The 15,626-nt window shown below is 68.5% G+C and carries 11 protein-coding genes and 2 pseudogenes; 4 read left to right on the top strand and 9 right to left on the bottom strand.

Annotation, left to right across the window (positions count from 1 at the left end):
- Positions 1-79: 79 nt before the first annotated feature.
- From phoU to BLU62_RS29220, 5 genes and pseudogenes are all read right to left on the bottom strand, one after another.
- Positions 80-742 carry a phosphate signaling complex protein PhoU gene (gene phoU / locus BLU62_RS29200; RefSeq protein ID WP_074853984.1) on the bottom strand — a complete coding sequence of 221 codons (663 nt, stop codon included), beginning with the start codon at positions 740-742 and terminating at the stop codon, positions 80-82.
- A gap of 138 nt (positions 743-880) precedes the next feature.
- A pseudogene (locus BLU62_RS29205) lies at positions 881-3,143 on the bottom strand (LCP family protein).
- A 176-nt stretch (positions 3,144-3,319) separates the two neighbouring features.
- Positions 3,320-4,447, bottom strand: coding sequence for a tRNA dihydrouridine synthase DusB (gene dusB / locus BLU62_RS29210; protein WP_208863720.1), 1,128 nt, complete (start codon positions 4,445-4,447; stop codon positions 3,320-3,322).
- 167 nt (positions 4,448-4,614) lie between these two features.
- A complete protein-coding gene (locus BLU62_RS29215) occupies positions 4,615-5,607 on the bottom strand; it encodes an acyl-ACP desaturase (RefSeq protein ID WP_074853986.1) in 993 nt (330 codons plus the stop codon).
- A 336-nt stretch (positions 5,608-5,943) separates the two neighbouring features.
- A complete protein-coding gene (locus BLU62_RS29220) occupies positions 5,944-6,495 on the bottom strand; it encodes a nuclear transport factor 2 family protein (protein ID WP_074853987.1) in 552 nt (183 codons plus the stop codon).
- Between the two features lie 108 nt (positions 6,496-6,603).
- On the opposite strand from BLU62_RS29220, the gene BLU62_RS29225 reads away from it, so the two are divergent.
- The 3 genes from BLU62_RS29225 to BLU62_RS29235 all read left to right on the top strand — a co-directional run bounded on the left by BLU62_RS29225 (position 6,604) and on the right by BLU62_RS29235 (position 10,834).
- Positions 6,604-8,481, top strand: a complete 1,878-nt coding sequence (locus tag BLU62_RS29225) for a serine/threonine-protein kinase (RefSeq protein ID WP_074853988.1) — start codon at positions 6,604-6,606, stop codon at positions 8,479-8,481.
- A complete protein-coding gene (locus tag BLU62_RS29230) occupies positions 8,481-9,311 on the top strand; it encodes a fibronectin type III domain-containing protein (RefSeq protein WP_074853989.1) in 831 nt (276 codons plus the stop codon). Before BLU62_RS29225 ends, BLU62_RS29230 begins: the two co-directional genes overlap by 1 nt.
- Before the next feature lie 122 nt (positions 9,312-9,433).
- Entirely contained in the window at positions 9,434-10,834 is a 1,401-nt protein-coding gene (locus BLU62_RS29235) for a WS/DGAT/MGAT family O-acyltransferase (protein WP_074853990.1), read from the top strand.
- A 53-nt stretch (positions 10,835-10,887) separates the two neighbouring features.
- Here BLU62_RS29235 and BLU62_RS29240 read toward each other — a convergent pair.
- The 4 genes and pseudogenes from BLU62_RS29240 to BLU62_RS29255 form a co-directional block, all read right to left on the bottom strand.
- A pseudogene (locus BLU62_RS29240) lies at positions 10,888-12,923 on the bottom strand (NAD(+) synthase).
- A gap of 70 nt (positions 12,924-12,993) precedes the next feature.
- Positions 12,994-13,818 (bottom strand): ammonia-dependent NAD(+) synthetase, encoded by an 825-nt coding sequence (nadE, locus tag BLU62_RS29245; RefSeq protein ID WP_074853991.1) that lies wholly within the window; start codon positions 13,816-13,818, stop codon positions 12,994-12,996.
- Positions 13,819-13,857: 39 nt separating this feature from the next.
- Positions 13,858-14,352: a SixA phosphatase family protein gene (locus BLU62_RS29250; RefSeq protein WP_074853992.1), complete on the bottom strand. Its 495-nt coding sequence runs from the start codon at positions 14,350-14,352 to the stop codon at positions 13,858-13,860.
- Positions 14,349-14,636, bottom strand: coding sequence for a hypothetical protein (locus BLU62_RS29255; RefSeq protein WP_074853993.1), 288 nt, complete (start codon positions 14,634-14,636; stop codon positions 14,349-14,351). The genes BLU62_RS29250 and BLU62_RS29255 overlap by 4 nt, the downstream gene beginning before the upstream one ends.
- A 115-nt stretch (positions 14,637-14,751) precedes the next feature.
- Here BLU62_RS29255 and BLU62_RS29260 point away from each other — a divergent pair, with 115 nt between their 5' ends.
- Entirely contained in the window at positions 14,752-15,624 is an 873-nt protein-coding gene (locus tag BLU62_RS29260; RefSeq protein WP_074854319.1) for a DMT family transporter, read from the top strand.
- The last annotated feature ends 2 nt before the right edge of the window (positions 15,625-15,626 follow it).

Genomic DNA, 15,626 nt, shown 5'->3' on the forward strand with positions numbered 1-15,626 from the left:
GAGTTCAGTTCAGGTGACTGAATTCTCGGCCTCTCGGATTGTGTGCTCGGGCTCGCTCCGGGGAGACGAGCGAGGAACATCACCCCACGTTCTGGAACTGCTCGGGGGTCTTGCCGGTGGCGGTGAACACCACCCGCCGACCGATCAGCACGGCGTGGTCGGCGAAGCGTTCGTAGTAGCGGCCGAGCAGGGTCACGTCGACGGCGGCGGCGACCCCGTGCTTCCAGTCGCGGTCCATCAGGACGGTGAACAGGTGACGGTGGAGGTCGTCCATCGCATCGTCGTCTTCCTGAAGACGCAGCGCGGCCTGGGGATCGCGGGTCACGAGGACCTCGTGCGCGTTCTTGGCGAGGGTCACCGCCAGCCGGCCCATCTCCGCGAAGTAGCCGTTGACCTCCTCGGGGAGGGCCTTCGCCGGGTGGCGACGGCGGGCGACCTTGGCCACGTGAAGGGCGAGGGCGCCCATCCGGTCGGCGTCGGCGACGATCTGGAAGCCGCTGACGACTCCGCGGAGGTCGCCGGCCACCGGCGCCTGGAGAGCGAGGAGAGCGAACGACTGTTCCTCGGCACGGGCCGACAACTGTGTCATTCGCTCACTGTCGCCGATGACCTCTTCGGCAACGGCGAGGTCGGCCTGCAACAGCGCCTGGGTGGCGCGGGACATCGCGGTACCCGCGAGTTCACACATCTCACCCAGGACGTTGGTCAGCGCCTCGAGTTGCTCTTGGTAGGCGGTACGCATGCCCCCAGGATACGTCGGGGATCGGTCTTCTCCGCTCACGACCGATGAACGCAGCGTGAACGCCGGGTGCAGAGACTTCGACGCGGTACCGCCCGGGACAGGTCGTCCCCGGCCGAATCGCCTTACGTGCAGGTCGCCTCAGGTGCAGGTCGTGTCGCCCGCGTTGGTGACGGCCAGGTCGTTGGGCAGATCGCCGGTGTTCTCTGCGGGTGCGAGCTGCTCGACGTTCACCGTCGCCCCGGAAGCGGGCACCGTCCCGAGTTCGCCGGTGAAGTCGGACCCGAGGATGATCTCGACACCCGACTTGACCGTCCGGTCGAGCTGGATCTCGGCGCCGGGGAACATCGCCGCGAGCGTCGCGGCCGCGTTCTGCTGCCCGGGTCCGTACCGCACCACGGTGTCGTCACGGTTCTCCGACGCGTCGGCGACGCCGCGGACGTCGAAGCCATAAGGCGTCAACTGGTCGGACACCTCGGCGGCGAGGCCCGTGGTGCTGGTGCCGTTGAGCACGCGGACTCCGACGTTGCCGGGGTTCTGTGCCGTGGCGTTGACCCGTCCGGGGGTCGTCGTCGAGTTCCTCGAACTCGGTGCGCGAGAAGGCGCCTTCGACGTCGGCTTCTTCTTCTCGACCTTCTCGCCGGGCAGCGGGAGGTCGTCGATGATCGCGTTGAAGATCGCGTCGATGTCGTCGGTGCGCGGGATCTCGTTGTTCTGACCGTCCTCCGAGGTGCCGGAGGTGGGGATGGTCAGGAAGGAGACGCGACCGGCCTCGATTCCCTGCATCGACTCGGCGAGATTGATCAGCGACTGGGTGTCCACACCGTCGACGTAGCTGTACTCGATGAAGGTGTTGACGATGCTGTTCAGCTTGTTGGGGCTGGAGAGCACGTTGCCCGACAGCGTCGACCGCAGGAGCGATGACATGAAGAGCTGCTGACGCTTGATGCGGCCGTAGTCGCCGTTGCCCTCCGAGGCGATGTTGCGGGCGCGGACGTAGTTGAGTGCGCGGCGACCGGTCAGCTTCTGCTTGCCGGGCTTGCGGAGGATGTGGCCGATCTCGTAGTCGTACAGCGGCACCGTCGAACACACCTCGACACCGCCGATCGCCCGCACGACCTTCTCGAATCCGTAGAAGTCCATGCCGATGAAGTGGTTGATGTTGAGGCCGCTCATCTCTGTGATGACCCGGACGAGGCACTGCGGGCCGCCGTAGAAGTAGACGCTGTTGAGCTTCACGCCGCTCTCGGCGGGCATCTCGGCGCCGTACTTGCCGGTCTCGTTGTCCCAGGAGTTGCACGCCGGGCGATCCACCTGGAGGTCGCGGGGGAACGACACCGCGACGACGCGGCTTCGGTTGGCCGGGACGTTGACCAGGATGACGGTGTCGGAACGGGCGCCCTCGGCATCGGCCGTGGTACCCGCGCCCACCTTCGCGTTGTTGCCGCCACGCGTGTCGGTGCCGACGATCAGGTAGGTCTCGTCGCCGTGCTGGGCGTCCTTGTTACGGATGTTCTTGTCTTCGGGGTCGACGGCGGTGACGTTGCGCCAGTTGCCGTTCCACGACTGCAGGTAGTTCCAGACGAACCCGGTGCCGACCAGGGCGGTCACACACGCGATGGCCACCAGGATGCGTCCGGTGGCGGTGGTCTTGCGGACGAGTGAGCCGCGACGGTCGTCGCCGCGTCCGGGGTGGCGACGGGGAGCCTGGCGGAGCTGCAGCGGACCGGTCAGGTCGGGGGTGCGCTCCAGCGGTTCACGCGGGGTGCTCGGCGCCACCGGGGGAATCGACGCGTCCTGCGCGCGCGATTCCTCGATGGCGCGCTGCGCGGTGGCCCGGTCGGACAGGTCGGGCGCGGAGTCGGGGGTCTTCTTGTCACCGATCGTGGGGATCTTCTGGGTGACGTCGTTGTCGAAGCGGTGGATCTCGGTGGGGCGATCGTCGGCCGCGGGCTGGCCCTGATCGCTCCGGCCGAGCGGGGCCGAGGGGTTGCGTCTGATTTGGCTGAGCCGGGTCGAAGCGGCGGGACCGCCCGCGCGTCGTCGGCGGGATGTTCGCGTACGGACCGGCCGGCGGGGCCTGATCCGGGCGGTCGGCGCGTCGGCTACGGCGGCCCGGGGGCTCCGCAGCGGACGCGGGAGGTGTCCGGGGTTCCTCCGCGTTCATCTGCTCCATGAGCTCGCGGACGGTCAGGCGTGTGCGCCCGCGGACGAAACGGTCGGAGGAACTCGGCTCACGAAGGCTCGGATGCGCGCCCGACGCGGAGGCGTCCTGGGCGCGGGGCTCCATCGGGGGTCGGCTGTCGCCGGCATCCTCCGGGCGTCCGGCACGACGGCCACGACGAGACCTGCCGGCCTCGTTGCCCGCCTCCGGTTCGTCCGGTCCCGATGTCCAACGACTCAACGCACGTTCCTCATGCCCCGAGGTCTCGAAAACGTATGACCGCGCGTCGGGGCTGATCGACGCGGTGCGCACGCATAGACGGACCCGGGTGGCCGGGACCTTCGCGTCATACTACTGACCACACCTGAGAAGCGACCTCAGCCGGAGGCTCGTTGTGACGGTTTTCGCAGAATGTGTCAGCCGCCGGAGTGCATGATCTCGGCGCCGGCGGGGACCACGTCCTCGTCGGGGTCGTCGAGCCAGCCGTCGGGGAGTGCGACCTTCGCCGGGGAACCCTGGCGGCCGCGCGGACCGTGTCCGTCCGTCGGGAACGGGGCGTCGGCGGGCAGTTCGGACAGCAGTTCGCGCAGCTCGTCGACGCTGCCGACGAGTGCCATCCGGCGTCGGATCTCCGAGCCGGCCGGGAATCCCCGTAGGTACCAGGCGACATGCTTGCGGATCTCGCGGCAGCCCTTCATCTCGCCGTGGTGGTCGACGAGCAGCTGGCAGTGCCGGACCATGATCTCGGCGACCTCACCGAGGTTCGGCGGAGTGGGTGCGTCGAATCCGTTGAGTTCGGCGGCGAGCTCGGCGAACAGCCAGGGGCGTCCGAGGCAGCCGCGGCCGACGACGACACCGTCGCAGCCGGTGCGGTTCATCATCGCCACGGCGTCGGCGGGTTCGAAGATGTCGCCGTTGCCCAGGACCGGCACCGAGGTGACGTGTTCCTTGAGGCGGGCGATCTCATCCCAGTCGGCCTCGCCGGAGTACCGCTGCGACGCGGTCCGCGCATGCAGGGCCACCGCGGCGGCACCCTCCTCGGCGGCGATCCGGCCGGCGTCGAGGTGGGTCCGATGGTCGTCGTCGATGCCGATGCGGAACTTGACCGTCACCGGGATGTCGGTGCCCTCGGTCGCGCGGACGGCGGCCGCCACGATCTTGCGGAACAGCGTGCGCTTGTAGGGGATGGCCGAGCCACCGCCCTTGCGGGTCACCTTCGGGACCGGGCAGCCGAAGTTCATGTCGATGTGGTCGGCGAGGTTCTCGTCGACGATCATCTTCGCGGCCTGGTACGTGTACTCCGGATCGACCGTGTACAGCTGCATCGACCGCGGGTTCTCGTCGGGCCCGAAGGTGGTCATGTGCATCGTGACCGGGTGGCGTTCGACGAGCGCGCGGGCCGTCACCATCTCGCAGACGTACAGGCCGGAGACGGTTCCGGTGCGCGCGAGTTCGAGTTCACGGCACAGGGTGCGGAACGCGACGTTGGTGACGCCGGCCATCGGCGCGAGCACGACGGGGCTCGCCAGCTCGATGGACCCGATGCGGAGCCCGCCGCTGCTCCCTGAGGTGTGAGCGGCAGCCTCGTTCTCGCTCCCTGAGGTGTGAGCGGAGCGAGCCTCGTTCTCGCTCCCTGAGGTGTGAGCGGAGCGAGCCTCGTTCTTGCTCCCTGAGGTGTGAGCGGAGCGAGCCTCGAAGGGAAGGGTGGTGCTCAGGATGCCTGCTGCTCCCGCTTCTTGGCCTCGCGGGCGAGCGAACGGTCGCGCATCTCCTCGAAGCGGATGGTGTCCTTCTCGAGCTGCTCGAGGAAGGCGGCGAGCTCCTCACGGGTCTTCTCGCCCTCGGCGGTGAAGTCCTCGCGCTCGAAGACATTCCACTTGCGCAGAACCGGCATGACGACCTCTTCGAGGTGCTGGCGGAGGTCGTAGATGCCGTGCTTGGCCATGAGGACCCCGTGGCGACGGAAGTTGGGCATGCCGGCGCCGGGCATCTGGAAGTTGGTCACGATGTCGGTGACCGCACGCAGGGTCTGATCGGGGGCGATGTCCATGCCCGCGCCGCAGATGTTGCGGTAGAAGATCATGTGCAGGTTCTCGTCGGCCGCGATGCGCTGCAGCATCTTGTCGGCGATCGGGTCGTTGCAGGCCTTGCCGGTGTTGCGGTGGCTGACGCGGGTCGCGAGCTCCTGGAAGGTCACGTACGCGACCGAGTGGAGGAGGCCCAGTTCGTCGGCGTGCTCCTCGAGCTCGTCGACGCGACCGGCGGCCGCCAGCATCGGGTCGTAGCCGTTGGTCATGTGGATCATCCGGGCCTCTTCGAGGGCGACGGGATCCACACCGCGGGTGACGACGAGGTAGTCGCGCATCACGATGCCGTGGCGGTTCTCCTCGGCGGTCCAGCGACCGACCCAGTGGCCCCAGGCGGAGTCCATCGAGAAGTTGTCGGCGATGACGCGGTGGTACGAGGGCAGGTTGTCCTCGGTGAGCAGGTTGGTGATCATCGCGGCCTTGGCGACCTCGTCGAGCTGCGACTGCTCGGGGTCGTAGTCCACGCCACCGAGGGCGGCGAAGTTGCGGCCCTCATCCCACGGGACGTAGTCGTGCGGGTTCCAGTCCTTGGCGGTCTTCAGGTGGCGGTTGACGTTGTCCTCGGCAACGGGGGCGAGCTCCTTGAGAAGCTCGAGTTGCGTCAGCTCGCGTGCCATATAGATGTCCTCCGAAACGGTGTCCGCGTGTGTCGTTCGTGTGTCGTCGTGCTCGCGCCCCGCGCCGGTGCCGCGGGTGTGTTCGCGGCGTCGTCGTGGGCGGGTCCTGCCCGCCTGGGCGGACCTTTGTGCGGTCTCGGGCGCGCCCGGAGCGGTCCGATCCACTGGTCAAAGCTCTAGCCTACGGCACTCGGAAGCGGGTCCCAAGTCCGTCGATGATGCTGTCGTGTCCCGATGGTGCCGACGTTACGGCCGCACCGGGTGGTGTCGGTCACGGCCTGCGCGGCGACCCGTTCCGCCGAACCGTTCGCTGGTCAGCGGGGTCGTCGGTGGGCGTCATCCCTTCGATCGCGGCCTCGCGAAGAAGGCTCCGGTGGTCTCCATCCACTGCGCCGCGGCGTCGTCGAGATTGCCGTGCTCGCGTGCTTTCTCACACCACCGCATGGCCGCCCGGCCGAACTCCATCGGGTTGTAGACGTCCTCCTCGCGGCTCCACAGGCCATCTCCCGCATAGGTGAGGATGGTGATGTTGGTGGCGGTGATCAGGCTCTGGTCACCGGGGTCCCGCATCGGGTTGTCGACCTCGCAGATCACCCGGGCGGTCGGGGCGTCGACGACGTGCCACAGCGAGGGGAACCCCGTCATGTGGCTGCCGGGGAAGGCGGTCATCGTCTTCCACGCCCAGGTCCGGATCTCCTCGCGGCCCCGCAACGTACCGAGCGCGTGCTCGACGAAGTCGGCATCCTCGGTGAACAGGTCGGCATAGCGGTCCCAGTCGCCGCTGATCGCGATCTCGGCGACCGTGCGCTGGAACCCGGCGAACGCCTCGTCGAGCTCGGCGGCGCTGAAGGTCCCGGCGGTGTCGGTGGGTTTCTCGGTGGATTCCATCGACGACGATCGTAGGGTTCGGACGGCGTACCGGGTCGGACTTTCGCGACACTCGGTAGCATTCGGTGCCTATGCATCCGCCCGAAAAGGGGTATCGGTGAGGACGTCATGTACCAGGTAGGGGACCTGATCGCGGGATACCGCGTCCTCGACGTGCTCGGACGAGGCGGGATGGGCGACGTCTACAAGGCCGCCCACCCCCGGCTCCCGCGTTCGGATGCGCTCAAGGTCCTGCGGTCGGGACATGCCACCGACCCGGTGTTCCGCGCCCGGTTCGAGCGGGAGGCCGACATCGTCGCGCCGTTGCACCACCCCAATGTCGTCACGGTCTACGACCGCGGGGTGTTCGACGGGCAGCTCTGGATCGCGATGGAGTACGTGCCCGGTATCGACGTCGCGCGGATGCTCGCCGCCGACGCGCCCCTCGACCCCCGGCTGGCGTGCACGATCGTCACCGGCGTGGCGGCCGGGCTCGACGCCGCCCACCGTCGGGGGATCATGCACCGCGACATCAAACCGGCCAACATCCTCGTCACCCCCGGTGCCGGCAACCCCGGCACCACGGGTTTCCTCGCACCGGAGGCCGTCAAGGTCACCGACTTCGGCATCGCGCAGGTGCTCGACGAGGTGACGAACCTGACGGGGACCGGCATCACGATCGGCACGATGCACTACGCGTCGCCCGAGCAGATCGAGGGCCGCCGCGTCGACGCCCGCAGTGACATCTATTCACTCGGGGCCACCGCCTACGAACTCCTGACCGGTGCACCGCCTTTCGACTCGCCGTCGCTGCACGGCCTGATGACCGCGCACATGTACCACGAACCGTCGCCGGCGAGCAGTCGCAACGGGGCTCTGCCGGCCGCGGTCGACGGGGTGCTCGCCCGGGCGATGGCGAAGAAGCCCGACGACCGGTATCCGACCGCGGGCGAGTTCGCCGACGCCCTGCGCAATGCCTTCGACACGCGTCAGACCCTCGTCGGTCCGAGCATGCAACCGGATTCCCGTGCGTACCAGGGTCCGTCGGCTCCGGCGGTGACGGCCGCCGGACCTCTGGCGCCATCCGGGGCGTCGCATGACCAGCCGACCGATCCGGCCGCCCGGGCGCGGCCGGAACAGTCGATGGTCTCGACCGAGACCCTGCACGGGTGGGCGCCCGTGCCGACCGCGCCACCCGCCCGCCCCGTCCGGCGTGGTGTCGGAACGGTCGTGGCGATCGGCGCGGCGCTCGCGCTGATCGCCGGAATCCTCGGCGCCGGTGCCGGATTCGTGAGCACCTCGGCAGGAGATCTCGAGACCCCCAACCCGCCCGACGCCGAGGTGTCGACGACCGCCGTCGAACTGACCTGGAGTCACGTCGACGACGCGACCAACTACGTCGTCACCCAGAACGACGAGGTGATCTACTCCGGGCCCGACACGAGGTTCACCGCACCGCGCCCGATCCCGGGGACGTACACGTACCAGGTCGCCGCCCAGGACGAGGACGGCCGTACCTCGGAGCTCTCCCGCAACTCCGAGGCCGTCGACGTGTTCATGACGTGGGGTGAACTACAGCCCATCGCCGACCTCTACCACGACCTCGTCCCGGCATCGCCGTTGAGCACCAACGGTTTCGACGGCATGCGGTGCTGGGGCGAGGACGGCGACCTCGCGTTCGAGTCCTCCAAGCGCACCGTGTGGTGCACCCGCTACACCGACGACGACGCGCAGACGGCCGATTACCAGGTGATCGTCGACGTGTACGACACACCAGAGGAGGCGCGGGCCGCGGCGGACGTGACCGCGTACAACCTGCGCGGCACCGGCTACACAACGGCCCAGGGGTACACCGGGACGCTCTATCTCTCGGACAAGCAACGCGACCAGGGGCAGGCCATCCTCGCCTACGACACCGGGGATCGTGCGAGGTCGGTGGTGTGGATCGTTATGCCCGGCAAGCCGGCCGCCGCCGCGGCCGATCTGCTGAAGAGGTTGCCGATCTGATGGCGCGACCGATGACCCAACCGCCCGGCACGCCCGCCGCCGCGCGCGAACCGCTGGTCCGACCGTGGACGATCGCGGTGATCGTCGCGGCCGTGTTGATGGTGGCGGTCGGCTCCTTCTTCTCCGTGCGCGCTCTCACCAGCATCGACGTGCCGGATGCTCCCACGGGCCTCACCGTCGACGCCGGGACCGGACGCCTCGTCGCGACCTGGGACTCGGTGCCCGGTGCGTCGGGTTATCAACTCGTCCGTGACAACGGCGTCGTCGTGTACCGCGGTCCGCAGACCGAGGCCGTCGACGCTGCCGTGCCGGCGGGTGAACACACCTATCGGGTGGCCGCGCTGGACGGTGACGCGGTCTCGCCGCCGAGCCCGCCGCAGTCCGTGCGGACGGGCGCGACCTGGGGCGTCTATGCGCCGCTCGTCGCGCAGTTCCCCGAACTCCTCCCCCAGACCCCCGACACCGCCGCGAAGTGGAACAACGCCGAGTGCGTCCGCCGATACGCCGGCGGCCGCGACGAGGTCGGACCGTCGGAGACCGGAAACGGCCAGGTGCGCTCCGTGTTCGTCGTCCGATGTGCCGCCGGGGCGGTCGACCGTCCGTTCGGCGTGTTCTGGTTCGCCTCCAAGGACGCCCTCAACGCCGAGTACTCGCGTTCGTCGGCGACCTCGCGTCCGGTGCGGTGGAAGCACGGCACCGGCCTGATCGACGAGAACGGCCGCGGCGTCTTCAAGATCACCGACGACCCGGCGCGGGAACTGGCGATGATCGTGGTGCTCCGGACCCCGGCCCAGGATGTCCTCGGGATGGTCGATTCGATGCCGATCTGAGTCCTGCCCGGTGGGCGGATGACAACTGGTCAAGCGTCTGAGACGAACACACATCCGGAGTCTCTCGTGTGCGGCATGATGACGTGGGGGCCGTGCGGGCCGGGAGACGAGAGGCTGGTGTCATGCAGCGGTTGAGTGGTCTGGACGCGTCATTTCTCTACCTGGAGACCCGAAGCCAGCTGATGCACGTCATCGGTCTCGTCGAGATCGATCCGAGCACCATGCCGGGCGGGTACGACTTCGCCGAGCTGCGTTCGGAGATGGAGCGTCGCGTCGCCGCGATCCCGGCCTTCCGCCGCAAGCTCGACAACTCGGTCTTCAACATCGACCACCCGGTGTGGATCGAGGACGAGGACTTCGACATCCAGCGGCACGTCCACCGCGTGGCGGTGCCCGCACCGGGCGGTGCCGGTGAGGTCGCCGAACTCTGCGGTCATCTCGCGGGACAGACCCTCGACCGCGGTAAGCCCCTCTGGGAGCTGTGGATCATCGAGGGACAGTCCAACGGCCGCATCTGCGCGATGCTGCGCATGCACCACGCCAGTACGGACGGCGTCACCAGCGCCGAGATGCTCGCCCAGATGTGCACCGTCACGCCGGAACCGCCGGAACTCGATTCGTCCAAGGTCCGTGAGACGGCGGGCCCCCCGTCGCGGGCGACGATCGCCGCGACCGGCGCGATCAACTACTTCGTCCAGCGGCCGCTGGCGATGGCCAAACTGCTGCCGCGGACGGTGACCGTGCCGGTCGGGTGGCTGCGCCGCGCCCAGAAGCAGTCGGCCATGCCAGCCCCGTTCATGGCACCCCGGACCCGGTTCAACTCGACGATCACGCCTCATCGCAGCATCGCCGTCAGCCAGTTGTCCCTCGACGACGTCAAACGGGTGAAGAACCACTTCGGGGTGAAGATCAACGACGTCGTCCTGTCACTGGTCGGCGGTGCCCTGCGCACCTACCTCGTCGAACACGACGAACTGCCCGACAAACCGCTCGTCGGGATGGTGCCGGTGTCGGTGCACGATGCCGACGAGTCCGATCTCGTGGTCGAGGGGACCAACAAGGTGACGGGGATGTTCACCCAGTTGTCCACCGACATCGACGACCCGGTGCTACGCCTCGAGAAGCAGGCGGAGTTCAGCCGTACGTCGAAGGAACACCACGCCGAGATCGACGCCAACATCCTGCGGTCCTGGGCGCAGTTCGCGCCGGGCACCACGCTGTCGACCGCGATGAAGGTCTACGGCAACCGGAAACTGGCGACGGCGCATCCGCCGATCTTCAACGTCCTGGTCTCCAATGTCGCCGGTCCCGACTTCCCGCTCTACTTCCTCGGTTGCCGTGTCACCGCTGTCTATCCGCTGGGCCCGATCTTCCACGGTCTCGGCCTGAACATCACGGTGTTCTCCGCCGACGGTCACCTCAACGTCGGGATCCTCGCGTGCACCGATCAGACCCCGGACCCGTGGGAGATCGCCAACGCCTTCGACGATCAGCTCAAGCAGCTGCTCGCCGCCTGCGACTGAGGTTGCCCTCTGCTGATTTCGATACGGCCCTCGCCCTTGGGGCTCGGACCTACTCAACCAGCAGAGCTGCCGCCCGCGAGCTGGTCGAGCCAGACCCGCGCCGACGCGTCGGACGGCGAACGCCAGTCGCCGCGCGGCGACAGCGAACCGCCCGAACCGATCTTCGGGCCGTTCGGCATCGCGGTGCGCTTGAACTGGTTGCCCATGAAGCGCTTGAGGAAGATCCCCAGCCAGTGCTCGATGGTCGCGGCGTCGTACTCGTTGCGCTTGTCCTCCGACAGCAGTTCCGACCAGGGGCCGCGCGAGCGGTCACCCCAGGCCTGCCGGGCGAGGTAGGCGACCTTCGTCGGCCGGAACCCGAAGCGGGTCACGTAGTAGAGGAAGAAGTCGTGGAGTTCGTAGGGTCCGACGGTGTCCTCGGTGGACTGGATCCTGCCGTCGTCGCCGGCCGGGACGAGCTCGGGGGAGATGACGTCGTCGAGGATCTCGGCGAGCACCTCGCTGGTCTCCGCCGAATGGTGGCTGCTGCTGATCATCCACCGGATTAGGTGCTGGATAAGGGTTTTCGGTACCGAGCCGTTGACGTTGTAGTGCGACATCTGATCGCCGACACCGTAGGTGCACCACCCGAGGGCGAGCTCGGACAGGTCGCCGGTGCCGAGGACGATGGCGCCGTGGTGATTGGCGAGCCGGAACAGATGCGAGGTGCGTTCCCCGGCCTGCACGTTCTCGAAGGTGACGTCGTAGACCTTCTCGCCCCGGGAGTAGGGGTGGTCGAGGTCGGCGAGCATCTGCTCGCACGACGGCCGGATGTCGATCTCCTTGCCGCTCACGCCCAGCGAGTTCATCAGGACGTGGGAGCGGCGCAGCGTCGCGCCGCCGGTGGCGAAGCCGGGCATGGTGTAACCCAGGATGTTGGTGCGCGGCAGGCCGAGCCGGTCGAAGGTGTCGACCGCGACGAGCAGCGCGAGCGTCGAATCGAGGCCGCCGGAGACGCCGATGACGATCTTGTCGATTCCCGTCGACCGCAGGCGCTGGGCCAGTCCCTGCACCTGGATGTGGCGGACCTCGGCGCAACGCTCGTCGAGATCGGCGGAATCGGCCGGGACATAAGGGAATCGGGGCACGACGCGACGCAGCACATCATCGTCGCCGCCGAGCTCCCCGAAAGAGAAACCGATGCGGCGCAACGACTTCAGCTGCTCCGAGTGATCACCGGCCTGGTCGCGGAGGCTGATCATCCGCATGCGTTCCTGCCGCAGCCGGTCGAGGTCGATGTCGGCCGAGATGACCTGATCGGTGGTCGCGAACTGCTGGCTCCGTGCCAGCAGGGAACCGTTCTCGGTGATGAGGGCGTCGCCGTCCCAGGCGAGGTCGGTGGTGGACTCGCCGTAACCCGCCGCGACGTAGACGTGCGCGGAGATGGTGCGCGCGGAATGCCCTGTGCACAGGTTCTTCCGGTAGGTCTCCTTGCCGATGGTGACCGGACTGCCGGACAGGTTGGCCAGCACGGTCGCACCGCCGAGGGCGGCCCACGTGCTCGGCGGGATGGCCACCCAGCCGTCCTCGCAGATCTCGACGTGCAGGGCGAAGCCGGGCAGATCGGTGGCCTCGAAGATCAAATCGGCCCCGAACGGGACCTCCTCGCCGTCGACGATCACGATGGTGGGCACGGCGTCGCGGGCGGCCGAGAAGAACCGCTGCTCGTAGAACTCGCGGTAGTTCGGCAGGTACGACTTCGGGACGACGCCGAGGACCGCACCGTCGCGGATCACGGCGGCGCAGTTGAACAATCCGTCGCCGACGACCATCGGCAGACCGACGACGATCAGCGGAGTGAGACCGCTGCTGGCGGCCACGATCTCGGTCAGCGCGTCGCGGCATCCCTCGATCAGCGCGTCCTGGTGGAACAGGTCGTCGATGCTGTAGCCGCAGAGCCCCAGCTCGGGAAGACCACGAGCGCGGCGCCGTCGCCGGCGGCCTGTCGCATCAGCTCGATGGTGCGTACGGCATTCGCGGCGGGTTCGGCGATCGTGAGCACGGGCACCGCACCCGCGACCCGAACGAAGCCGTTTGCGTAGACAGACACGTCGACAACAGTAAACGGCCTGGCACCCGAGCACTGCGCGCTGTGTACACGCGTCCGCGATGTGTGCCTGCTAGGCCCGCCACCAGATGTCGTCGAGTTCCACCGGCGTGGTGCGCTTGTGGCGGTTGCGATGCCACGCGGCCTCGATCTTCTCCGCGGTCTCGACGGGGACCTCGCGACCCTCGAGGTAGTCGTCGATCTCGTCGTAGGTCAGGCCCAGTTCGTCCTCGTCGGTCTGGCCCGCCTTCTCGTCGAGCAGGTCGGCGGTCGGGACCTTCTCCCACAGTTGCCGTGGCGCACCGAGGTGGCGCAGCAGCGACCTGCCCTGGCGCTTGTTCAGACCCGACAGCGGCAGGACATCCGCCGCCCCGTCGCCGAACTTGGTGAAGAATCCGGTCACGTTCTCTGACGCGTGGTCGGCGCCGATCACCAGCAGCCCGCGGTCCCCGGCGACGGCGTACTGCGCGACCATGCGGTGTCGCGCCTTGGCATTGCCCTTGGTGAAGTCGGTGAGCGTGGCGCCCGTCGCCCCGGTGATCTCGTCGTTCAGGGCGTCCACGCCCGGCGCCACGTTGACGGTCAGCGTCTCGTCGGCCGCCACGAAGTCGACGGCCGCGACGGCGTCGTGTTCGTCGTGCTGCACCCGGTAGGGGAGACGCATGCCGACGAACACCGCGTCGCCTCCGTCTTCCCGGACGCGTTCCACCGCGATCTGGGCGAGGCGCCCGGCGAGGGTCGAATCGACGCCGCCGGAGATGCCGAGCACGAACCCCGACGCGCCGACCGCGTCCAGGTAGTCGGCGAGGAACCGGACTCGTCGCTCCACCTCGTCGGCGGGATCTATGGCGGGGCGGACCCCCAGGGCGTCGATGATGGTCCGCTGGGTCTCACGCATACGCGCTCCAATGCTCGGTGTCGGGTCGAGCAGCCGCGGTCACTCCTCGCGGGGTATCCGGACGCCGACAAGGCGGGCGTCGGGGTCCGGGGCCATGCCGAGTCGATCCCACGGCTGCGACACGGTGAGTACCGCATAGGCGGATGTGGGAAACCGGTCGATCGGTCCGGCGGGATCGAGCGTCAGCGCGGTCTGCGGCATCCCGGGTTCGTGTCCGACGACGAGCAGGGTGGCCGCGTCGGCCGGCGCATGGATGCGGATGGTCTCCAGCACGTCGTCGGCGTCACCGCCGTAGATGTCCTCGACGTAGGTGACCGGCGCCCGGACGCCGGTCCGCTCGAGGGTCTGACGGGTCCGGGTGGACGTCGAGCAGAGCACTGCGTCGATACGGAGGCCTTCGTCGGCCATCCAGCGTCCGGCGAGCGCGGCCTGCCGGTCGCCGCGTTCGGCGAGTGGGCGGTCGTGGTCGCGCGTCGCCGGGGGATAGCCCGACTTCCCGTGACGCATCAGGATCAGGGTCCGTGCGTCGCTCATGCGGTTCCGGTCCGCCGGTGCTCCGCCGGATAGGCATCCGGATCGGCGGCGATGGTGCGGAGCAGGCGGACGGTGGCGCGCCAGGCCGACGCCTCCTGGCGCAGGAAGGCGGCGTGCTCGGGGTCGTCGAGCGCCTCGGCCTCATCGGCCAGCGCATCCAATTCGAGGTGTTCGTCGACCGCACAACCGATGAACTCGTCCAGCGTCGTGCAGTCGGTGCAGGCACGCTCGATCGCGGCTGCGTCGAGGGTGGCCAGGCGTTCCAGATCCGACCGATACCGCATGATTTCCGAATGTACGCCGTCGGTGCTGGTTACCGACGTTGCGACACCGGGTCGACCGTCTGCCGGTGATGCCCGATTCGGGCGTGGGGTCCGCGTCGCCCTTACCCTTGTGGGCGTGCACACCTGGGTACCCGCGCTACTGGCGGTGTTGGCGGCGCTGATGATCGCGGCCGGCACCGTGCTGCGTCAGCGTGCGTCCCGGGTCAACGGTGCGATCACGATCGGATGGTGGGTGGGCGCCGCCATCGCGCTCTGCGGCTTCGGGCTGCAGGCCTCGGCCCTGGGGCTGGGATCGATTCTGCTGGTGCAGCCGCTCGTCGTCCTCGCGGTCCTCTTCGCGCTACCGCTGGAGGCGTGGGCGGATCACCGGCACCCCGCACCCGTCGAGTGGGCGTGGGGTGGGGTGCTCGTCGCCTGCGTCGCGACGTTCCTGATCGTCTCGCGGCCGGAACCGTCGCTGAGACGCCCCGACGCGCTGCTGCTGGGATGCACCGTGGGCGCCGTCATCGGCATCGTCGTGGCGCTGGTGATCTGCGCCCAGCGCTCCAGCCCGCACTACAAGGCGCTGTTCTACGGACTCGTGGCGGGCACGCTCTTCGGGGTGTCGGCGCTGCTGGTCAAGGCCGTGATCTTCCAGATCACCCACGAGTTCTGGCGGACCTTCCTCCAGCCGGAGATCTACCTGTTCGTGCTGGTCGTGGTCTGCGCGGTGATCGCCCAGCAACTCGGTTTCGGGGCGGGCGACCTGCAGACGTCGTTCCCGTCCATGACCGTCGCCGAGCCGGCCGTCGCGATGGTGCTGGGCGTCCTGCTGCTCGGCGAGAACCTCAATGTCTCGGTGCCGACGGCGCTGTTCCTCGGCATCGTGCTCGCGATCATGGTCCGCGCGGTGTGCGAGCTGGCGAAGCTGTCGGCCGTGCGCGGATACGAGCAGGCCGTGGCGGCCGAGATGGAGATGCCGCCGGCCGAGGGACGGCCGGCGGCATAGAT

It is taken from the genome of Gordonia westfalica, assembly GCF_900105725.1.
Classification (GTDB): Bacteria; Actinomycetota; Actinomycetes; order Mycobacteriales; family Mycobacteriaceae; genus Gordonia; species Gordonia westfalica.